Source organism: Rhodoferax sp. U11-2br (assembly GCF_018619435.1).
Taxonomy (GTDB): Bacteria; Pseudomonadota; Gammaproteobacteria; order Burkholderiales; family Burkholderiaceae_C; genus Rhodoferax.
Map to the genome: position 1 here is coordinate 1 of NZ_JAHFZF010000048.1, position 21,053 is coordinate 21,053.

General features: G+C 61.0%; 19 protein-coding genes. 10 read left to right on the plus strand and 9 right to left on the minus strand.

What is annotated here, in order from left to right; all coding sequences use genetic code 11:
- Positions 1–380 precede the first annotated feature (380 nt).
- On the minus strand, positions 381–1,292 hold the full coding sequence (locus KKO72_RS19820; protein ID WP_214943287.1) for a LysR family transcriptional regulator: 912 nt from the start codon (positions 1,290–1,292) through the stop codon (positions 381–383).
- A 264-nt stretch (positions 1,293–1,556) separates the two neighbouring features.
- Between KKO72_RS19820 and KKO72_RS19825 the strand changes: the two genes are divergently transcribed.
- Positions 1,557–2,600, plus strand: a complete 1,044-nt coding sequence (locus KKO72_RS19825) for a ribonuclease I (protein ID WP_214943290.1) — start codon at positions 1,557–1,559, stop codon at positions 2,598–2,600.
- 66 nt (positions 2,601–2,666) lie between these two features.
- Positions 2,667–4,391 (plus strand): phospholipase D-like domain-containing protein, encoded by a 1,725-nt coding sequence (locus KKO72_RS19830; protein ID WP_214943293.1) that lies wholly within the window; start codon positions 2,667–2,669, stop codon positions 4,389–4,391.
- Here the strand turns inward: KKO72_RS19830 and KKO72_RS19835 are convergent.
- Positions 4,388–4,855 (minus strand): HipA domain-containing protein, encoded by a 468-nt coding sequence (locus KKO72_RS19835; RefSeq protein ID WP_256445124.1) that lies wholly within the window; start codon positions 4,853–4,855, stop codon positions 4,388–4,390. The two genes, KKO72_RS19830 and KKO72_RS19835, sit on opposite strands and share 4 nt — an antisense overlap.
- A 256-nt stretch (positions 4,856–5,111) precedes the next feature.
- Between KKO72_RS19835 and KKO72_RS19840 the strand changes: the two genes are divergently transcribed.
- The 5 genes from KKO72_RS19840 (at position 5,112) to ubiD (ending at position 9,805) form a co-directional block, all read left to right on the plus strand.
- Positions 5,112–6,110: a peptidase U32 family protein gene (locus tag KKO72_RS19840; protein ID WP_214943328.1), complete on the plus strand. Its 999-nt coding sequence runs from the start codon at positions 5,112–5,114 to the stop codon at positions 6,108–6,110.
- 130 nt (positions 6,111–6,240) lie between these two features.
- Positions 6,241–7,146 (plus strand): U32 family peptidase, encoded by a 906-nt coding sequence (locus KKO72_RS19845; protein WP_214943297.1) that lies wholly within the window; start codon positions 6,241–6,243, stop codon positions 7,144–7,146.
- A 29-nt stretch (positions 7,147–7,175) separates the two neighbouring features.
- On the plus strand, positions 7,176–7,670 hold the full coding sequence (locus KKO72_RS19850) for an SCP2 domain-containing protein (protein ID WP_078364736.1): 495 nt from the start codon (positions 7,176–7,178) through the stop codon (positions 7,668–7,670).
- 4 nt (positions 7,671–7,674) lie between these two features.
- Positions 7,675–8,268, plus strand: a complete 594-nt coding sequence (locus tag KKO72_RS19855; RefSeq protein ID WP_214943298.1) for a UbiX family flavin prenyltransferase — start codon at positions 7,675–7,677, stop codon at positions 8,266–8,268.
- A 52-nt stretch (positions 8,269–8,320) separates the two neighbouring features.
- Positions 8,321–9,805 carry a 4-hydroxy-3-polyprenylbenzoate decarboxylase gene (gene ubiD, locus KKO72_RS19860; RefSeq protein ID WP_214943300.1) on the plus strand — a complete coding sequence of 495 codons (1,485 nt, stop codon included), beginning with the start codon at positions 8,321–8,323 and terminating at the stop codon, positions 9,803–9,805.
- Positions 9,806–10,008: 203 nt separating this feature from the next.
- Here the strand turns inward: ubiD and KKO72_RS19865 are convergent, their stop codons facing one another.
- Complete coding sequence (locus KKO72_RS19865; RefSeq protein WP_214943304.1) at positions 10,009–10,446, minus strand: ABC transporter substrate-binding protein; 438 nt, start codon at positions 10,444–10,446, stop codon at positions 10,009–10,011.
- Between the two features lie 202 nt (positions 10,447–10,648).
- Here KKO72_RS19865 and KKO72_RS19870 point away from each other — a divergent pair, with 202 nt between their 5' ends.
- Positions 10,649–11,047 carry a hypothetical protein gene (locus tag KKO72_RS19870; RefSeq protein WP_214943307.1) on the plus strand — a complete coding sequence of 133 codons (399 nt, stop codon included), beginning with the start codon at positions 10,649–10,651 and terminating at the stop codon, positions 11,045–11,047.
- Positions 11,048–11,050: 3 nt separating this feature from the next.
- Here the strand turns inward: KKO72_RS19870 and KKO72_RS19875 are convergent, their stop codons facing one another.
- Complete coding sequence (locus tag KKO72_RS19875; protein WP_214943310.1) at positions 11,051–11,350, minus strand: hypothetical protein; 300 nt, start codon at positions 11,348–11,350, stop codon at positions 11,051–11,053.
- A gap of 295 nt (positions 11,351–11,645) precedes the next feature.
- Between KKO72_RS19875 and KKO72_RS19880 the strand changes: the two genes are divergently transcribed.
- On the plus strand, positions 11,646–12,251 hold the full coding sequence (locus tag KKO72_RS19880; protein WP_214943312.1) for a polymer-forming cytoskeletal protein: 606 nt from the start codon (positions 11,646–11,648) through the stop codon (positions 12,249–12,251).
- A gap of 33 nt (positions 12,252–12,284) precedes the next feature.
- Here the strand turns inward: KKO72_RS19880 and KKO72_RS19885 are convergent, their stop codons facing one another.
- The gene (locus KKO72_RS19885) at positions 12,285–13,622 is read right to left on the minus strand and encodes an AarF/ABC1/UbiB kinase family protein (protein WP_214943315.1); all 1,338 of its coding nucleotides are present in this window, start codon (positions 13,620–13,622) and stop codon (positions 12,285–12,287) included.
- On the minus strand, positions 13,603–15,738 hold the full coding sequence (locus KKO72_RS19890; RefSeq protein WP_251140805.1) for a dehydrogenase: 2,136 nt from the start codon (positions 15,736–15,738) through the stop codon (positions 13,603–13,605). Before KKO72_RS19890 ends, KKO72_RS19885 begins: the two co-directional genes overlap by 20 nt.
- 191 nt (positions 15,739–15,929) lie before the next feature.
- Between KKO72_RS19890 and KKO72_RS19895 the strand changes: the two genes are divergently transcribed.
- Entirely contained in the window at positions 15,930–17,141 is a 1,212-nt protein-coding gene (locus KKO72_RS19895) for an iron-containing alcohol dehydrogenase (protein ID WP_371736918.1), read from the plus strand.
- A 40-nt stretch (positions 17,142–17,181) separates the two neighbouring features.
- Here KKO72_RS19895 and ybaL read toward each other — a convergent pair whose 3' ends face one another.
- The 3 genes from ybaL to KKO72_RS19910 form a co-directional block, all read right to left on the minus strand.
- Positions 17,182–18,900 (minus strand): YbaL family putative K(+) efflux transporter, encoded by a 1,719-nt coding sequence (gene ybaL / locus KKO72_RS19900; protein WP_214943322.1) that lies wholly within the window; start codon positions 18,898–18,900, stop codon positions 17,182–17,184.
- Positions 18,901–19,086: 186 nt separating this feature from the next.
- On the minus strand, positions 19,087–19,848 hold the full coding sequence (locus KKO72_RS19905) for a 16S rRNA (uracil(1498)-N(3))-methyltransferase (protein WP_214943325.1): 762 nt from the start codon (positions 19,846–19,848) through the stop codon (positions 19,087–19,089).
- 66 nt (positions 19,849–19,914) lie between these two features.
- The coding region (locus KKO72_RS19910; RefSeq protein ID WP_251140807.1) for an aminoglycoside phosphotransferase family protein at positions 19,915–21,053 on the minus strand (1,139 nt) is incomplete at its 5' end.

Below are 21,053 nucleotides of genomic sequence, written 5' to 3' on the forward strand. Positions count from 1 at the left end.
GCTTGGTGCGCCCGGTGAAAGGCGCCTATGCCCAGATGCACGATGGAGCCAACTACCCGGCTGCGGTCGTAGGATGGCCGGGTGACCGACTCGGGAAGGTGGGGCAGGCTTTTTTCGTTCAGATGCATGGTGGCTGACATGGTTTGGGATGTAGACAGTTTGGAGACAGCGATACAGCCTCAATCAAACCACGCCACGGTATGGCCTGGTCCTGCTTGAGGAAACGTCACTGTTGTTGCAAGGGCAATTCCATGACCCTTGTTCGGAAAAATTGTAGGGTTCAGCCTTGGATGCGGTCCAATGTTATTGGGGCATAGGGCGATACCTCCACAGCATGGCAGGCCGATCTGGGTGACAAGCCGGCCGGAACGGCCTGACTGCTAAGGGCTGCTGGTGCCTGCCAAGCCGGAGGCATATTGGTGACGGTAATCCCTGACACAGGCCAGCAAACCCGCCAGCAAGGGCGATGACTCGTCCTTGCGGTAAATGCAGTGCAAACTAACCATCGACGCACTGTCTGCGGCCAAAGGCCGGAACACAAGCTCGGGCAACTTCAGGTTAAGGACCGACTCCGGCACCAGCGCGCTGCCAAAGCCACCGGACACCATGACCACCGCCGACACCATGTCCGCCGCTTTGTGAACGATGAGCGGGTTGACTTTCTGGAGCTGGGACAAGGCCGGACTGGCAAAAAAGATGCTCTGGTCCTGCTCACCAATCAGCGGTTCATGCGCCAGGTCAGCCAGGCTGATGCTGGTTTTGAGCGCCAGCGGGTTTCTCTGGTTGAGCGCCACCCACAAAGGCTCTTCAACCACCAGTTCAGACTCAAGTTCGGGCGACTCTGGGAAATAGCGGTCAAAGGCCACCATGATGCGCCCCTGCCGCAGGGCTTCTAGCTGACGCAGCTTCGGTGCGTTGTGCAACACCACATTGACCTTGGGGCGTGAGCGCGAAAACGCACCGAGTATGCGGGGAACGGCATTGAGCATGGGAGAACCAAAGATGCCGATGTCGATGCGTCCCTCCTGACCAGAGGCAACGCGCCGGATGTGTTCGGTGGCCAGCTCAACGTGGGAACTGATGTTGTGTGCATGCCCCAGCAGCGCCTCTCCAGCCTGCGTGAGCTCAACCCCCGCGCTGGTGCGGGTGAACAGCTGGACCCCAAGCTCCTCTTCAAGCGCCTGGATGTGCCGGGTAAGCGGAGGTTGCGTCATGTGCAACCGCTCTGCCGCACGGCTGATGTTGCGCTCTTGCGCCGTCACGATGAAATATCTGAGTCCACGTATATCCATGATGTTGTTTTCTATGCGGTATTGCCGCGTTGTCACCTGGCGTGATCGTAGCGCCAGCACGGTCAGCAAACCACCGTTTCAACAAAACACCTTGGCCACAGGATGCATGGCTCTGCCGCTCGGTTCTGAAACCATCTGACATCCCCAAAATGGGGATTGCATCGACCGCCAGGCTTGGGTAAGCTGTTGTTGGATCAGAAGGCGCCCAGCAAGCAGGCCACTGCAGATCGGGATGGGTGCCACTTCTCATAACGGGGGAAGAACATGCTCACATCACACTCAAGCACCCAGGTCCGGGCCATCACCCTGCTGCCTAGCCTGCCAACATTTGGCGCGGGTCTGGCCTGGGTTCTGCTCATGATGATCGTGCTGGCCGTGGCACCTGCGGCAGCCAGCGAAACTGCCAGCGGCCAGTTCCGCCCGTCCCGCTCGTGCGAGGCCTATCTGTCATTTGCCAAAGGCAGCAACCCGGGTCTGGTCAAGGTGGTGCCGGGAACAGATTACGACATCCGGGAGGTGAACACACGCGAGGCCCGTTGGCTGCGCATCCAGATTCCCGAGCTCAACGAGCCTCTGCGCTGGGTGGCCGCTGAATGCGGCGTGGTCAGTGAGTTCACGTTCGGCCGCCCCTCAACGGTTGCTGACAAGTCCTGCAGCCAGCCAGGCCTGCAAGACAGCTATGTCCTGGCCATCACCTGGCAGCCTGGGTTTTGTGAACACTTCAAATACAACGGGGCCAAACCCGAATGCGACAACATGGCCGATGGTCACCTGGTTGTGTCCAATCTGACGCTACACGGACTGTGGCCCAACCGCAAACAATGCGGTACGAACTACGCCGATTGCGGCAACACACCACTGTCCCTGTCCGAAGACACCGTGTCCTACATCGCACCGTGGATGCCCAACTTTTTCTTTGAAAACACGTTCGGGAACTATGAATGGAAAAAACACGGCACCTGCCAGACCACGATGGACGCCAACACCTACTTCCGGCGTGCGGTGGATGCTGTCCGTACCGTCAATGACGCCACTGTGGGCCAGTACATCCGCACCAACATCGGCGGCAGGATGTCTCGCAGCGAGTTCTTGCGGCTGTTCTCACAGGCAACAGGGCTGGCCAATCCACAGAACCAGGTGGGACTGGTCTGCGCGGGTGAGTACCTGCAGGAAATCCGCATCCGCCTGCCGCTGGACTTCAAAGAGGGAGCCGGACTGCGCGAACTGATTGGAACATCACCCAGCGCACAAGCCATGGGTGCTGCATGCCCCGAAGACATCCGTATCGAGGCCAGTGGCAAGAACTGAGACTGCCTGACGCCCCGACTTGTTTGACAAGAGAACGCCATGCAATACGTTTGAAAGGAGTCAGCCATGTCCGACGATGTCCAGATTGTTGCCAAGAGCGTCAACGCCCTTTTCAGCTTGAAACTGCACCGGGGTGATGGCATGGTTTTGCTCGCCATGAACTGGAAGTCAGCACCGCCCCCTCGCGATTTTGTGGGGTTTGCGCTCGAGTACAAAGAGCCTGACGGTGACCGCTTCTGGACGGTCAAGAACCGCATCAACTTTCCGAACCCCGACGGCAGTGTGAACAAGGCGCGGACCTCAAGCCGCCTTGCGCCCATCCAGAAATTCCGCTGGGTCCACTTCCCTGTGAACGCCGAAAAAACAGGCTCTTTCATCTACCGGGTCACACCGGTGTTCATGCATGCTTCGGGCGAACTCAGTTACGGCGAGGCCCAGGAAGCAGGCATTGTCCTGGCGCGTGAAACCTATCCTGGGAAACTGAACGTGGCGTTCACACGGGGTTTCGTCTCGTCACAGGCCTTCGTGGACCGCTATGTCACCCAAACCGATGGCCTGGAGACCCTGATTCCCGCCAAGGCCGACGAGGGTATCGGGTTCGTACCAAGCCATCCGAAAGCCGATGAAGCACTCCAATGGATGGGCTTCGAGGCCCGCAGCACGATTCTGGACACCCTGGACGCGGCCATCGCCGACACGAGCGCAATCGTGCGAGTGGCTTGTTACGACCTCAATGACCCTGCGATTGTTTCCCGGCTGGAGCAACTCAAGAAGCGCCTGTACATCATCATCGACAACAGCGGTGAGCACAAGCCAGAAACCTCGGCCGAGTCGCAATCGGCCAAGCGCCTTGCCACCAGCGCTGGCGCCGATCAGGTCAAGCGTCAGCACATGAGCAACCTCCAGCACAACAAGACGATGGTGATTGATGGCAAAAAAGTGAAGGCCGCCATCTGCGGCTCCACCAACTTCACCTGGCGCGGCCAGTTCGTGCAGTCCAACAACGCCATCGTCGTGCACGGCAAGAAGGCCATTCAGCCGTTCATCGATGCGTTTGAAAACTACTGGAAGAACGATTTCGCCAAAGGCTTCGGGACAACACCATCCGCAGACTGGCAGAGCCTTGCGCTCACCGGCATCAATGCCCAAGTCACTTTCTCGCCCCACGCCAAGAATGAAGGGGTGCTGCAAGCCATTGCCGATGACATCCTCAGCGCAAAATCTTCGGTCTTTTATTCATTGGCTTTTCTGAATCAGACGGGCGGCCCGGTCACCGACGCCATCAAGGCAGTCACCAATAAGCAGGGGATCTTTGTTTATGGCATTTCCGACAAACGAACAGGTGGCCTGGACGTTCACCTACCTGACGGCAAGGTGGCGCCGGTTTTCGCCGCCAACCTCAGTGAACATCTTCCTGAGCCATTCAAGAGTGAACCCACGGCTCTGAGCGCCAACGGCGGGGGCACACGCATGCACCACAAGTTTGTTGTGATCGATTTCGACAAACCGAGCGCACGCGTCTACACAGGCTCATACAACTTCTCGAAACCTGCTGACAACGAAAACGGCGAGAACCTGCTCCTGATCAAAAACCGCCGCATCGCGGTGTCCTACATGATCCAGGCCCTGACCCTCTTCGACCACTACCATTTCCGTGTCCTGCAGGCCAAAGCCGACGCGTCCAACAAGCCCATCCAACTGAAGAAAGCCCCCAAAGCCGGCCAGAAACCATGGTGGGATGAAGACTACACCGACCCACGCAAAGTCTTTGATCGGGAACTCTTTGCCTAGTGGCCCCAATAGCCTTGTGTGTCTTTGACCTGCTGGGGGGTATTTTTTGCAGAGCTTGGCGGATCGCACACGTCGGCCAAATCGTCGAATGGACAGGGAGACCCGCAGACAACAGAGGTGAGCACCTGATCAATCACCGTGGCAGCACTCCCTAAGCCAAACCGGTCGGCCAGTGTCAGCAGATCCGCAAGCGCAAAGTCTTTGAAGCGCCCATTGATCGACATCAGATGCTGGTGGGTCCACTCCCCCTTGGGGTTGTGCGCAAAAGAGCTGTTGGTGCCTTTCTTCTTGTAGTCCAGATGGTTCATCGCACACAAGGTCTGTCTGTGGTGACGGGCATTTCCTAGCGCACGGTCAAAGCGCCTGGTCATGAAATGGGCTCGGCCGTTTTCCTCCAGCAGGCGGCAAGGGGACATGTCTATCCCCGATTTGACGGCCATCAGGTGGTAGGCGTACCCCCCCAAGCAGTTTGAAGTCTATCAACAACGGGCGCAATTTCAAGCCATCCCTGCTGCCCGTGGGCCTCTACGCCGCATTCATGACGGGGTGGCGCGACTTTTTGAGACTTGGTTGACCTACGTCATTGGCCGGTATGTGGTGCTTGGGTACCCTCGACGGCTCGACTTTACCGGCGCTGGCTCCAGCGCTGCACCTCAGCCTATGAATGCCGCCATTGACTCTTCCCTGAATCTGAAGCCGGGGGCACCTGCCCAGAACCGGATGGAGCTGTTGTGCCCTGCTGGCAGCCTGCCTGCGCTGAAAGCGGCCATCGACAACGGTGCCGACAGTGTTTACTTGGGTTTTCGCGATGCCACCAATGCCCGCAATTTTGCCGGCCTGAACTTTGACGCCGCGGCCATCACCGCCGGTATTCATTACGCCCATGAGCGGGGCCGCAAGGTTCTGGTTGCACTCAACACCTACCCGCAGACGGCCAAGGCAGACCTCTGGCGCAGCGCGATTGACCGGGCGGCCGACAGTGGTGTGGACGCTGTTTTGCTGGCTGATCCTGGGCTGATGGCCTACGCCGCCAAACACCAGCCGCAGTTGCCGCTGCATTTGTCGGTGCAAGGCTCGGCCACCAATTACGAGGCGGTGGATTTTTACTACCAGCATTTCGGCATAACACGTGCCGTGCTGCCGCGCGTGTTGTCTTTGGCACAGGTCGAACAGCTGATGGAGCGGGTGCCGATTGAGATCGAGGTTTTTGGTTTTGGCAGTTTGTGCGTGATGGTCGAAGGCCGATGTGCCTTGTCCAGCTACGTCACCGGTGAGGCGCCCAATACCAACGGCGTCTGTTCACCACCCAAAGCGGTGCGCTGGATGGAAACACCCCAGGGCCGGGAGTCACGCTTGAACGGTGTGTTGATTGACCGTTACGCCCCGGGTGAAAACGCCGGCTACCCGACGCTGTGCAAAGGCCGTTTTGACGTGGGGGATGACCACAACTATTACGCCATCGAAGAGCCCACCAGCCTCAACACCCTGAGTTTGTTGCCCCAAATGATGAAAATGGGTGTGCGCGCCCTCAAGATCGAGGGCCGCCAACGCAGCCCGGCTTATGTGGCACAGGTCACCAAGGTCTGGCGCCAGGCGATTGACAGCTGTTATGAGAACCCGCACCGCTACAGCGCCAAACCAGCCTGGATCAGCGATCTGGACAAGGTGGCCGAAGGCCAGCAGCACACGCTAGGCGCCTACCACCGCCCCTGGAAGTGAAAACAAAAGACGCACGAAAAACCGCCCTGACGTCGTTGCGCCGCCTTGTCGTACAAGCGCGTACTGCCTGCGGCGGCGCGCCTAGCCAGGACGGCTTTGCGAGCGTCCGCCACGATTTGAGAATAGCTTTATGAAACTAGCACTAGGTCCTCTTCTTTATTACTGGCCACGCGCTCAGGTGCTGGCGTTTTACGAATCAGTCGCCAACAGCCCGGTGGACATCGTTTACCTGGGCGAAGCCGTGTGTTCGCGCCGCCATGAGTTGCGTTTGGCGGACTGGCTCGATATCGCCAAAAAACTGCGGGATGCGGGCAAAGAGGTGGTGTTGTCGACCCAGGTGCTGATCGAATCAGGCGCAGATGTCACCGTGTTGCACAAGATTGCCGACAACGGTGAGTTCATGGTCGAAGCCAACGACATGGGCGCCGTGCATTGTGTGGAAGGCAAGGTTCCATTTGTGGGTGGACCCCACCTCAACATCTACAACCTGCCCACCCTGGAGTGGATGGCGCCCCTGGGCATGCAACGCTGGGTGCCGCCGCTGGAGATGGGGCGTGATGACTTGGCGCTGATCCAGCAAGGCCGCCCGGCAGGCCTACAAACCGAGGTGTTTGCCTATGGTCGTATGCCGCTGGCATTCTCGGCGCGTTGTTTCACCGCGCGCCACGCCAACCTGCCCAAGGACGACTGCCAGTTCAAATGTATGGAGCACCCCGACGGCCTGCTGATGCGCACCCGCGAGAGTGAAGAATTCCTGGTGCTCAACGGCATCCAGACCCAGTCGGCCCGTGTGTACAACCTGCTGCCTGAAGTGAATGCCCTGCGTGCCATCGGTGTGGATGTGATTCGCATCAGCCCACAAGCGCAACACACGCTGCGTATCGTCGAGCTGTTTGCTGCGGTGATGGCTGGCCAGAAAACAGCGCAAGACGCAGACGCCGAACTGCACACCCTGATGCCCGAGAAATCCTGCAACGGCTACTGGTACGGCAAACCCGGGCTGGAACAGGTGACGCCTGCGCTGGTTAGCGCCTGACCCCTTTTTGACACTTCCAAGGACTCACCATGCAAACATCGCCTTTTGTGTTGCCCAAACCGGTCGGCCAAGCCTTGGGACGCCTGCCCGCCTTGCCGGGTTCGATGTTGTTTGTCACCGGCCTGAATCTGGCATTGGCCAAACAATTGGCGCCCGATGTGACCGAGATGCTGGTTGGCAAAAAGTTGCGCCTGTGTGTCACCGACGCGCAGTGGGCGTTTGACTTTGTCTGGAAGAACGGTCGTTTTGCCGCCACCAAAAACACCGGCCCGGCCGACCTGACCATCAGCGCCAGCGCCTATGACTTTGTGCTGCTGGCCCGCCGCCAGGAAGACCCCGACACCCTGTTTTTCAGCCGCCGACTGGCCATGGAGGGTGACACCGAGTTGGGCCTGCTGGTCAAGAACACCATCGACGCGATTGAGTTGCCGGTGTTCAACGCAGCCAAACTCCACCCGCGCCATGTGATGGCGCAAGCGCGTGAACATTTGATGGCCCGTCTGGCGGCACTGCGGCCGCGTTGAGCCGATGACCGAGCTAGCGGTCTTGAGCCCGGCGCCCAAGCGCATTGTGGTGGCCATTTCCGGCGCCAGCGGTGCCGTCTATGGTGTGCGCCTGCTGCAGCTGCTGCGCGAGCTGGGTGGTGTAAAAACCCATCTGGTGGTGTCCGACGCAGGCTGGCTCAATCTGCAGCAAGAGCTGGACTTGCCCCGCGAGCAGGTGGAAGCCTTGGCGGATGTGGTTTACCCGGTGCGCAATATCGGTGCGGCATTGGCCAGCGGCTCGTTCCAGTGTGAGGGTATGGTCATCGCGCCGTGTTCGATGCGCACCCTGGCTGCGGTGGCCCATGGCCTGTCCGACAACCTGATCACCCGCGCCGCCGACGTGATGCTCAAGGAGCGCCGCCGCCTGGTCCTGATGGTGCGCGAGACTCCCTTGAATCTGGCCCACTTGCGCAGCATGACCAGTGTGACCGAGATGGGTGGCATCGTCTTTCCGCCGGTACCGGCCTTCTACAACAAGCCCCAGAGCATCGCCGAACTGGTGGACCACACGGTCAGCCGCGTGATCGACTTGCTGGGTCTGCCGCAAGCCAGCAGCCAACGCTGGACCGGGCTGTAAACCCCGGGCAGCTCGCGCCTGCCACCTGTACTTTTCAACCTCCATCGACACCATGGCCTACCACGACCTCCGCGACTTCATCACCCAGCTCGAACAGATGGGTGAACTCAAACGTGTGGCGGTGCCGGTGTCCCCCCACCTTGAAATGACCGCGGTGTGTGACCGCACCCTGCAGGCCGGCGGCCCGGCCTTGTTGTTCGAGCACCCCACCGGCCACACCATCCCGGTGCTGGGCAACCTGTTTGGCACCACACGACGGGTGGCGCTGGGCATGGGTGTCAAAGACATGAGCGAGTTGCGCCAGTTTGGCCATGTGCTGGCCACGCTCAAAGAGCCGGAAGCGCCCAAAGGCTTCAAGGAACTGATGGGCATGGGCAACTTGGTCAAAACCCTGTGGAGCATGGCCCCCAAAGAGCAGCGCAGCGCACCGTGTCAGGACGTGGTGTGGGAAGGCCAGGACGTGGACCTGGCCAAGCTGCCGGTGCAACACTGCTGGCCCGGTGACGTCGCCCCCCTGATCACATGGGGCCTGGTCATCACCCGTGGCCCACACAAAACACGGCAAAACCTGGGCGTCTACCGCCAACAGGTGATTGCACCCAACAAGGTCATCATGCGCTGGCTGGCCCACCGTGGCGGCGCGCTCGATTTTCGTGACCACGCCAAACAAAACCCTGGCCAACCTTACCCGGTGTGTGTGGCGCTGGGCACCGACCCGGCCACCATCCTCGGTGCGGTCACCCCTGTGCCCGATTCTTTGAGTGAATACCAGTTTGCTGGCTTGCTGCGCGGCAGCCGCACCGAACTGGTCAAGGCGCTCGGCAGTGACTTGCAGGTACCGGCATCGGCTGAGATCGTGCTAGAGGGCCACATCTACCCCGACGCCAGCCACAAAAGTGGTTTCGAGCACGCGCTGGAAGGCCCGTTTGGTGACCACACCGGGTATTACAACGAGCAGGACTACTTTCCGGTGTTCACCATCGACCGCATCACCCTGCGCCGTGACCCGATCTACCACTCCACCTACACCGGCAAACCACCAGACGAGCCCGCCATGCTGGCTCTGGCCCTCAACGAGGTGTTTGTGCCACTGCTGCAACGCCAGTACCCCGAGATCACCGACTTCTACCTGCCACCCGAAGGCTGCAGCTACCGCATGGCGGTGGTGCAGATCAAAAAGGCTTACCCCGGCCACGCGCGGCGCGTGATGTTTGGCATCTGGAGCTTTTTGCGCCAGTTCATGTACACCAAGTTCATCGTGGTGGTGGACGACGACGTGAACCCGCGCAGCTGGACCGACGTGATCTGGGCCATCACCACCCGCGTCGACCCCACCCGCGACACCATGCTGGTGGACAACACACCCATCGACTATCTGGACTTTGCCTCCCCCGTGAGCGGCCTGGGCAGCAAGATGGGCATTGATGCCACCAACAAATGGCCCGGGGAGACAACGCGTGAATGGGGCCAACCGCTGACCATGAGCCCGGAAGTCACAGCCAAGGTCGACCAGATTTGGCAGACGCTGGGTTTATGAGGGAAATTGGCCTCCAGCCCTTTTGAAATAAGGGCTGATAGATATTATTTTTATAGTTCTTTAGGCTCTCGACGGTCATCAGGCAAGCCACCACGAAGAGGGGGCAAGTTCTGCAAAGCAGCCAAAGTCACGCGTGGACTCTGGTGTGCTGAACCCCATGGAATCCCCAGAGGGGACACCCCGGCCTGCACCACGGGTCCAGGTCAATTGACAGCAGCGCGCGCCGCCTCAGCGCGGTGCTTGGCTGCGTCGGCCTGGCGTTGCAATTCATGGGCCTCTTTTTCTGCGGCCAGAGCCTGAGCCTCTTTGGCCTGGCGATCTTCATCGGACGACTTGCCACCCGCCAAGGCTGTGCCAGCCAAGGTGCCTGCGGCGGCGCCCACCGCCACAGCACCCACCGTGCCCAGTAAGCCTGGGCTGCGTTTGGCAGGTGCCACGGTCGTTGCCGGAGCATGGGTCGCAGCCGGTGCCACAGGTGCGGCAGGTGGCGTCGGGGCTTTGGTGACGCTGTTGCGCGGCATGGGTTTCACACCGCCGAACAGACGTTTGGCCTGCGCCACAGAGGGCATGGCCAACGAAGCAATGGTCAACACCAGCACGGCGGTCGCTGGGCGCCAAGACATGTCAAAAGCAGTGGGCATGGCAACTCCTGGTTTGGAAAAAACAAACATTTGGACACAGCGCCAAGGCCGATCCCACAATGGCCAGACCATGTTAACGACGGAAGAAAAGACGCAATGAATCTAGGAATTGGGCGACGCCCGGGTGTGTCGCACCGCACCGACAGCCACCGCGTCGCCGCGTATCGTCAGTCCGACTCAACCACTGAACGAAAGCCTGACCATGACCTTCACGTTTGTTTCCTGGCGTCGCTATGCGTTCGCCGCATTCACAACGCTGGCCTGCACCTCTGCTGCGCTGGCAGCCCAGCCCAATGCTTTGGCACAGGCGCAAGAGCGTTACCAGCAGGACATGGCCGCGTGCGCCAGTGGCCAGTCCTACCAGGACCCGGCCACCTGCCGCCGTGAAGCAGGTGCCGCCCTGACACAAGCCAGGCGCGGGGACCTGGGCAACAACACGCGCGATTACGCCAGCAACGCGCTGCAACGCTGTGCGGTTCACAAAAACAGTGATGACCGCGCGGCCTGCGAGGCACGTATCCAAGGCCAGGGTGACATCAGCAAAGAATCACAGGCTGGCGGCCTGCTGCGCCAGAGCACCACAGTGAGCCCCGCCAACTAGGCGCTAGGTTCCGCTGGGCAGCGGCGCAGCCAGCTCGCGCAGGCAGGCCTGACGCGCCGACACAACCGACAGCTGTTGACAGCGCCAGAGCGCCTGGGCCTGTGCGGAACGCGCCTTTTGCTGCAGCACACTCTGGTTCACCGCCTGGGTGAGCACCGTGTGATAGACCAGCAACAGGCCAGCCACCAGCAGCACCGCCACACCCGGCAGCACCACCGGGTGGCGTACCAACGACCACACACGACGCCCACCAGAACCGGGAACCGCTGGCAGTCGGCCCGGATGGCTGGACAGCGGGTTCAAAAATGTAAGTGGGTGTGGCTGATGTTTCATGGTTTTGATCGGGTGGCTGCCAACAAGCAGGCTGACAGATGCCAGCTGACTCTAGGGCCAGCGCAACCGGCTGGCTGTGCGTTGCCCCACACAGCCATGGATATGTTTGAGCCATACCCACACGCTGATGTTTCCGCGCATCAAAGTCGGGCAAAAGGACGCGTTCAGCAGCGCGGCTTGCTCACCCATCCTGTTACAACACTTGCAAAACCGGTGGCGACTTCTGCGGCAGGCGGCTTTAAGCTGGGGTTTTCAAGGAGCTCTTATGGCCATAACACCCCACTTTTTCAACAAACGCGAGTCCGAAGCCGCCACCGACCGGCATGTGGTGCCGCTGCCCCAGGTGGCCAGCAAAACCCCCACGGTCAGCACACAGGTCAGCCCGGAAGCTGGCCGCAGCCACAGCACCCACATCAGCCAGCGCGGCGCCGTCTCCCCGCCTGCGGGCGATGCCGGAGCCGCCCCCAGCAGCATCGGCAGCAAACTCACGGTGGGGCCCAACATCAAACTCAAAGGCGTGGAGATCACCGACTGCGACACCTTGTTTGTCGAGGGTCTGGTCGAGGCCACGATGGACTCGCGGCTGATGGAGATTGCCGAGCAGGGTGCGTTCAAGGGCTCGGCCGAGATCGACCTGGCCGAGATCCATGGCCAGTTTGACGGCGATTTGACGGTGCGGCAAAAGCTGGTGATCTACGCCACCGGTCGTGTCACCGGCAAGATCCGCTACGGCATGCTGGTGGTGGAAGAAGGCGGCCAACTCTCGGGGGACATCCAGTTTGGCACCGCGTCTGCGGTCAAACACCTCAGCACAGACAAGCCCCTGCTGGCGGTGGCCAACAAAGGATCAAATATGCCTTTAGCCCAATAAATACAAGGGCTGATAGCTACATAAATAGGATTATCAAGCGGCGCTGGTGGACAGGTACTTTTCCATCAGCGCGCGCACATTGACGCGCGCCTTGAGGCGGCTGGCCAGCATGTAGACGCCGCCAAACTTGCGCTGCAAAAACAGCGTGTCCATCGGCGGGATGTGCCAGAAATCGCGCTGCTCACCAATCGCCATACCGGCGTCACGCAGGCGCAGCGCCACGTCGGTGTTGCCAAAGTCGTAGTCGCCGTTTTCGATCAGCGGCTCCAGCGACAGCTCAAAGATGTTGACCACCGCGTCCTGATGGCGCTGCAGCGTCTGTTCGTCAAAAAAGCCGATGTTGATCATGGCCTGGCGCGCGCCAGCACGGTCGCCGGCCAGACCGGCCTGCATCAGCTGGCGGTAGGCTGGCGCCATCTCTGGCGGAAAGACACGTGTGGCGCCAAAGTCAAGGAGGATCAGCTGTTTTGTGTGCGTGTTGTAGCGGTAGTTGGCAAAGTTGGGGTCGGTCTGCATCAGCGCAAACTCGAACAGCTCCCGAAACAGCAGGCCAATCAGCAGCGTCATGAGGCGGTCGCGCTCTTCCTGCGGTGCGTCCACCAGCGACTCAATCGGTACACCGTCCACAAAATCCATCGCCAGCACACTCTGGGTGGTGAAGTCGGCATGTAACTTGGGCACCAGGAACTCAGGCGAGTCGGCCAGCAGCTCGGCAAAACGCTGCAGGTACTGACCTTCGCGTTGGTAATCGGCCTCCTGATGCAGCTGGCGCTTGGCTTCAAGCAGCATCGGCGCGATGTTGAGCGTCTTGGGCAACACACCTGAGAGGCGCATCAGTGAGGCGACGTTGTCCACGTCGCTGTCGATGCTGCGGCGCACGCCGGGGTACTGGATCTTGATCGCCAGCTCGCGCCCGTCTTTGGTGGTGGCGCGGTGCACCTGGCCGATGGACGCAGCAGCGATGGGTTGGAATAAAAAAGTTTCAAAACGTTGTTGCCAGCCGCTGCCCCAGTGGGCGTTGAGTGCGGCGTTGAGCTGGCTTTGTGGCATGTGGTGCCCCTCGGAGCGCAGGCGGCCCAGGATCTCGGCCAGCTCAGGCGGCAGCATGTCACCCGCATCCATCGACAGCAGTTGGCCCACCTTCATCGCCGCACCGCGCAGCTGGGCCAGCTGGTGGGTGACCTTGATCGCGTTGGCCGGGGTCAGCAGCAGATCACTCACCGAGGGGCGTTTGCCCTGGGCCAGCTGGCGGGCGCCGTCGAGCAACATGCCCCCGGCAATGTTGGACGCCATGCCGCCAAAACGGGCCAGGCGTGACAGGCGGCCGCTGGGAACGGCCAGCGCCTTCGATTCAAACTTGCTGTGTGGCATCAACGGTCAACCTTCTGGGTGCGCGGGGGCGTTTCCTGATCTCTGTCGGAGCGACTTTGGGCAATTTGGTTCGACTGACTTGGCTTTTTTTGCGAGCCGCCAGCGCCAGCTTACGCACCTGGGCAATGTCTTCGTCGCTGAACGGCCCGTTGACACCGCTGATGGCGGCCAACTTCATGCCGTGTTTGAGGCCGAGCTTGTAGATCTCACGCACCTTCTCCCACTCGATGGCGCGACCGACGGTGAAGTTCTCAAACCGCCCCTCCAACGCCAGCACAATCGTCTCGGCCAGGCAAGCGTAAGCCACCCCCTTGGGCAGGCCGATGTTTTTCATGCGGATGTGCTCACCGGGCAGCTGGATCTCGCCCGACTCGATCACCAGCACATCGGGGCGTTTGGCCACCTCGCTGGCGGGCAGATCCAGCGGGCGCGCCACGTCGGTGATCACGCAGCCCGGTTTCACCTGCATGATGTCGAGCACCTTTTTGCCAGCCCCCGAGGTGGCGGTGACGATCATGTCCATCTCGGCGATGTCCTTGTCGGCCTTGGCGGACAGAAACAGCTGCGCGTCAGGCGTTTCACGCAGTATGGATTCTTTCAGCGCCAGCAGCTTGGCGGTCTCGGGGGACACCAGGTAGACCTCTTGCGCCACCTTGGCGATCAGGCGTGCACACACCGAGCCAATGGCGCCGGTGGCACCGACCACCATGGCCTTGAATTGGATACGTTCTTTACCACGGGGTTTGGGCAAGAGGTTCAGGCGCATCAGTGCGTCATGCGCGGCCCACAAGGCGCCGGAAGCGCTGTAGCTGTTGCCGGTGGTGATCGGCAGCGGCGAGCGTTTGGCCACCGTCACCCCGGCATCCCCCACCACCTTGGTGAAAGCCCCCAGACCCATGATCTGCGCACCCAGTCGCTGCGCGGTGGCTGCGGCATCCAACAGGCGGCGGTAGGTGAATTCGGGGCTGTGGCGCATGATCTCTTTGGGGGTGCCGCCCACCGAAATCAACCAGCCCTCGGCCTCCACCCCGGTGGGTGACTGGATGCCACTCACATGGGAATACACAAACGGCGGCGCATAGGCCATGATCTTTTCCAGCGAATTCATCATCACCGGTGGCGACACCTGGGACAGCAGGTCAATCGGTTTGACCTTCTTGAAATACTCTTGCGACAGCGGGTGGATCACAAAGGCAAAACGGTTCACACGCTTGAAACCATTGGGGTAGAGGATGCGTGGCTCCAGTTGCAGGCCGGTGATGATCTCCAGGTAATCGTCTTCCATAATGTCTTCGGGCGCCTTGCCGCTGGCGGCACAAATCATGGCGTCCAGCAGATCCGGCCCCAGGCTGTGGCCGTGCAACACTGGTGCACCGTCGATCACCAGGTGCACCCCCTTGGCGGCAAAACTCGCCAGGCGCTCGTCGCTCACGGTGGAGGTGATGATGGTTTTGCCCGCCAGCTCTTCCAGGCCAAATTCGTCAAGTTCATGGACAGGCGCGACGATGACACTGGCCTTTTGCATGGCTTTGCGCAGCAAGAACCGTGTCCACTCCTTGACCGGCCCACTGGACAAGGCCGATGGCAGCGACCAGTCCTTGACGTAATGGGCACCACTGGCATACAGCTGCAGCGCCTGCAGGCTGGTCAACAACTTGGGCACCGCCAGTTGGGTCAACGGGTCAGCAAACTGCAGGTTGCTGGTGTATTCGGCCATCGACATCGCGAGTTTGTAGTTTTTTAAACCCGAGAAAAACAGCACCCGCGCGTTGTTGAAATAGTGGCCCAGCGCCACCTGGGTGTGGCGCAATGCCCACTCCTGCAGGATGTCACCCAGCGGTCCGCCCATGGTGACTGGCGCTTTGTGCGCCACCGATTTGAGTTTGGCGCTGTCTTTGTCAACAAAGCGGTGGCTGCCCGCTTTGTAGCTGTCCTTGAGCACCCCCAGGCCAATGGCATCGGCACGTTTGTCCCAGGTTTTCACCAGCTTGCTGGCCTTGGCCAGGCTGCCGTCGGTGCCCAGGCGCTGGACATGCAAGGACTCACCCAGAAAACGGGTGCTGAACTCGAAGTTTCGGGCGCTGGACCCAAGGCTGATACCAATCACTGTTTTCATAGAAGAACATCACTCAATGCTGGTTTGGAGAGCCACAACTACACGGACGATGGCACGCAGTGCATCATGCCGCCTGTGATGGCGCGGGTGGGTGTTTCATTCTATGAAGAAGGGTAAGCGCAATGTTGGCGAATTTACTGACAAGTGGGCTTCGTTCGGCGGGCTTATCGACGCTGATGCGCGCAGTTGGCGTGGCCACACGCTTGCTGCCGATTCCCCAGCCGACCTTATTGGTCGGCCCGGGGGCCAGCGCACGCCTGGGGCAGGCCATCTGTGACTTTGATCACCAACGGGTATTGATCGTGACCGACCCGGTGATCGCCAAACTGGGCCTGATGTTGCCGATGTTTCAGGCGCTCAAAGCCGGTGGTTTGGCCTATGTGGTGTTCGACAAGATGTTGCCCGACGCACCCGTGGCGCTGATTGAACAAGGGGTGGCGCTGTTCAAAAGCCAGGGCTGTGACGCCGTCCTGGCCTTTGGCGGCGGCTCCGCCATCGACGCGGGCAAAGCCATTGCGCTGGCGGCGGCCAACAACAAACACCCAGTGCAACTGGCGGGCTACTTCAAGGGGCTGCGCGCACCTGCGCCCATCTACGCGGTGCCCACCACCGCAGGCACCGGCTCCGAGGTCACAGTGGCGGCCGTCATCTCAGACCCCGACACCCACAGCAAACTGGTGATTGCCGACACCCGCATCGTGCCACGCATGGCGGCGCTGGACCCCAGCCTGATGCTGGGCTTGCCACCCGACATCACTGCCGCCACCGGCATGGACGCGCTGACCCATGCCATCGAAGCCTATATTGGCCGCTGGGGCACACGCTTCACCAAGCAGATGGCACTGTCCGCCGTCAGCAAAATTTTTGAGGCCCTGCCGGTCGCCTTCGCCAACGGCCAGAACCTGGCCGCTCGCGAAAAAATGGCGCTCGCCGCCAACGATGCCGGTCAGGCCTTCACCCGTGCCAATGTGGGTTATGTGCACGCCATCGCCCACCAGCTGGGTGGCCTCTACCACACCCCCCACGGCCTCGCCAATGCCATTGTGCTGCCGCATGTGCTGCGCTTTTTGAGCCCGGCGATCCAGCCACAGCTGGCCACTTTGGCACTGCGGGCCAAGCTGGGCGACGCAGGCGAGAGTGAAGCCGCCTTGGCCCAGAAGTTTCTGGATGCCATCGATGCCTTGAACACCCGGCTGGGCATTCCGCCCACACTGGCGGCGCTGCGCAAGAAAGACATCCCTGCACTGGCCAGCGCCGCCTGCCACGAAGCCGAAACCAACTACCCGGTGCCGCGCTACCTGACCCAGGCTGAGTGTGAAAACGTGATTCGCCAGATCTTGCCGGACCCGGCCGTCACCCCAGCCGTGCTGCGGCGACGTGCCACCACCCGCAAAAAAGCCTGACCCAGACTGCCCGACAACCCAGCCCCCTGGGGGACGGGCCTCAGGCAGCGGCAGCTGGGGCAGCGTTGAATTGCTGCAGGATGTGTGCACTCATGCCGCGTGCCAGCTCCTGCTCACCCAGAAACACCGTGCCCAGGCTGTCCTGGCGCAGCAGGCTGGCCTCTTCCTCGTTGTGGCTGCGCAGCACCACTGCGATGCTGGGGTTGAGGGTGGTGGCGATCTCGACCATCTTGCGCGCCTGCACCGAGTCCGGAATGGCGATGACCAGCATCGCGGCCTCGGCCACATGGGCCTGGATCAGCACATCAGGTGCCAAGGCATCACCGCTGACGGCATGAATCCCGTCAGCGCGCAAGCTGTCTACCAGGTCTCGGTTTTGCTCGGCCACCACAAACGGCACCTGGTGCGCCTGCAGGTCCTCCGCAATGCGCCGACCAACACGGCCATAACCCACCAGCACCACTTGCCCGGTCAACACCGCTCTGGGGGTGGCCACGGGCAGCTCGGCCAACGGGTCTTCGCGCTGCTCCATGCGACGGGCCAACTCTGAGCGCTGCAGAATCCAGGCGCGCACGGGTTCGATGACCGCAAACACCGCCGAGTTGGCCGCAATCGAGATCAGTGCACCCGCCAGCACCAGACTTTGGCCCTCCGTGGGCAACAGGCCCAGCGCCACGCCGAGCCCGGCCAGGATGAACGAGAACTCACCAATCTGCGCCAGGCTGGCGCCCACCGTCAAGGCGGTATTGAGCGGGTACCGGAACAGCAACGCCAGGCCGACGGCGGCCACGGTTTTCCCGACCATGATGATGGCCACCACCACCAGCAGTTTGAACGGTTGGCCCAAGATCACACTCGGGTCAAACAACATGCCGACCGAGACAAAAAACAGCACCGCAAACGCGTCGCGCAGCGGCAGCGATTCTTGCGCCGCGCGGTGGCTGAACTCCGACTCGCGCATCATCATGCCGGCAAAAAACGCCCCCAAGGCAAACGACACATCAAACAGCTTGGCCGCACCAAAAGCCACACCCACGGCGATGGCCACCACACACAAGGTGAACAGTTCCTGTGATCCCGTCTTGGCCACGGCCCACAACAGCTTGGGCAACACGCGACGCCCTACCACCAGCATCAACACCACAAAGCTGCTGACCTTGGCCAGGGTGATGCCCACGGTGGTCCAGATGGCCCCCGAGGAAGTCCCAACGGCTGCGGCGTCGCCGGGTTCGGCCAGCAGGCCTGCCAATGCGGGCAGCAGCACCAGGACCAGCACCATCACTAGGTCTTCCACCACCAGCCAGCCCACCGCAATCTGCCCGTTGATCGATTTCAGGATGCCCCTGGCCTCCAACGCACGCAGCAGCACCACCGTGCTGGCCACCGACAAACACAGACCAAACACCACCGACGCGCCCAGGCCCCAGCCCCACAGGGACGCAGTAGCCATGCCCAGCAGGGTGGCCACCGCAATCTGAACGATGGCACCGGGTACCGCGATGCGTTTCACCGCCATCAAATCATCCAGCGAAAAGTGCAGGCCGACCCCAAACATCAGCAGCATGACGCCGATTTCGGCCAGCTGTCCGGCCAGGCCCACATCGGCCACAAACCCCGGTGTGGCTGGCCCGACCATGATGCCCGCCAGCAGATACCCCACCAGCGGTGGCATTTTTAAACGCGCAGCGACCAGCCCGAATAACAACGCCAGCCCAAAAGCGGCGGCAATGGTGGCAATCAGGCTGACGTCATGTGGCATGGGTACAAAGTTCCTCGTGATGGGTGGCAATAGGTAGCGCGGCAGAGCCGCTGTTGCAACTTACCACACTCTTTTCCCGGCGCCGCCGGATTGGGCGGGCTTTTGCAGCGCCACTCAAAGGTTTTTCACCAACACAGCTGCTGCTGAAGAGACAGTCCTTGGCGCGCATCACCGCCAAAACACCGTCTACACCAACAAGGCGCTCAACGCGACCAGTGCGGCGGTTTCGGCGCGTAACACCCGCGGACCCAGGGTCACCGGGTTCAGACCTGCCTGCAAAGCGGCGGCCTCTTCGGCCGGGCTCAAGCCACCCTCGGGGCCAGACAGAAAGTGGATGTCGGGTGAGCTGTCGCTCTGGGTTAGGCGCGTAGCCACGGCCTCACGCACCGCCCGCGCACCCGCAGCCAAGGACAACAACAGCCCAAGCGGCTGGTCAGCAGCGGGGGCGGCAGCAACACGCTCGGTGTGGCTTGCGAGCCACTGTGCCAACGTGGTCACAGGGTGGACCGTCGGCACCCGGTTGCCACCACATTGCTCACAGGCGGCCACCGCCACGCTGTGCCAGTGCGCCACCTTTTTGTCGGCACGCTCACCACTCAGGCGCAGCACGCTGCGTTCGGTCATCAGCGGCTGGATGCTGGCCACACCGAGTTCGGTGGCTTTTTCCACGAGCCAGTCCATGCGCTCGTTGGCGGGCATGCCCACCACCAGATGCACCCGCAAGGCGGGCTCGCGTTGGGTGGGTAGATAGTCGCCCACCTGCACCTGCACATGGCTGCGGCCCATCTGGGTCACGCTGGCGCTGTATTCACCCGGGCTGTCACCGGTGAACAGCGTGATGCCGTCCCCCGGCTGCAGCCGCAACACCTGCACATGGCGCGCCGCGCCCGCAGGCAGCTCCAGTAAAGCGCCAGGGTGGAGGGGAGTCGGGCAGTAAAAACGCGGCATGGGTGACTTCGATAACTATCAATTAAATAGCTGTTAGTCCTTGTTATAAAAGGGCAGAGCCTGATTTTATGCTTGACGCCCAAAACCAAAAACATCGGGCTCCACAAAACCTTCGACTTTGTCAATCAGCCGCAGCAGCGGTTTGAGTTCGCGGTAACGGGCACAGGTGCTGCGGATGTACTGGATAAAACGCGGTGTGTCGGCCAGGTACTGCGGCTTGCCGTCGCGCAGCGTCAGGCGGGCAAAGATGCCGGCCACTTTGAGGTGGCGCTGCAGGCCCATCCACTCCACACCACGGTAGAACTCGCCAAAGTCGTCACCCACCGGCAAACCCGCCTTGCGTGCTTTTTCCCAATAACGCACCGTCACGTCCAGGCAAAAATCCTCTTCCCAGCTCAGGAAGGCATCCCGCATCAGGCTGGCAATGTCGTAGGTGATCGGGCCGTAGACCGCGTCCTGGAAGTCCAGCACACCGAGACAAGCCCCCACGCTTGTCGCTGCGCGTACTGCGCTGCCCCCCGAGGGGGGTAATTTTTCTTGGGGCGGCCCGGCAAAAAATTGCACGGCATCTTCGTCCCGAACCATCAGGTTCCTGGGCATGAAATCCCGGTGCACAAACACGCTCGGCTGCGCCAGGTTGGTGGCAATGATCTGTTTGAACGTGTTGTCCAGCGTGAAACGCATGCCCTGGTCGATGGCCACACCCTTGTGCTGTACCAGGTACCAGTCGGGGAAAAGTTCCAGCTCGCGCCGCAGCAGGGCGTCGTCGTAGGGAGGTAGCACACCCGGTTTGGAAGCCAGCTGCCAAGTGATCAACGCGTCAACCGCCATCAGGTACAGCGGCAGATTGGCTTGTGGCTGGGCCTTGTCGATGACTTGCATCATGGTCTGGCCACCCAGATCACTCAGCAACATGAAGCCCAGAGACTCGTCCCAGGCCAGCACCTCGGGCGCATGTAGTCCCGCGTCGTGCATGAGCTGCGCCACTTTGACAAAGGGCTGGCTGTTTTCAAGTTTGGGTGGCGCGTCCATGATGATGCGACTACCTGCTGCACTGTTGATGCGGAAATAACGCCTGAAGCTGGCATCAGCGCTGGCCAGACGCAACGTGTCCGGTTGTAAGTCGTGTTGCGCTGAGGTGGAAAGCAACCAGCGCTCAAACTGTGCAGCACGTTGCGAATCGGTCCAGACGATGGGGGTGGGAA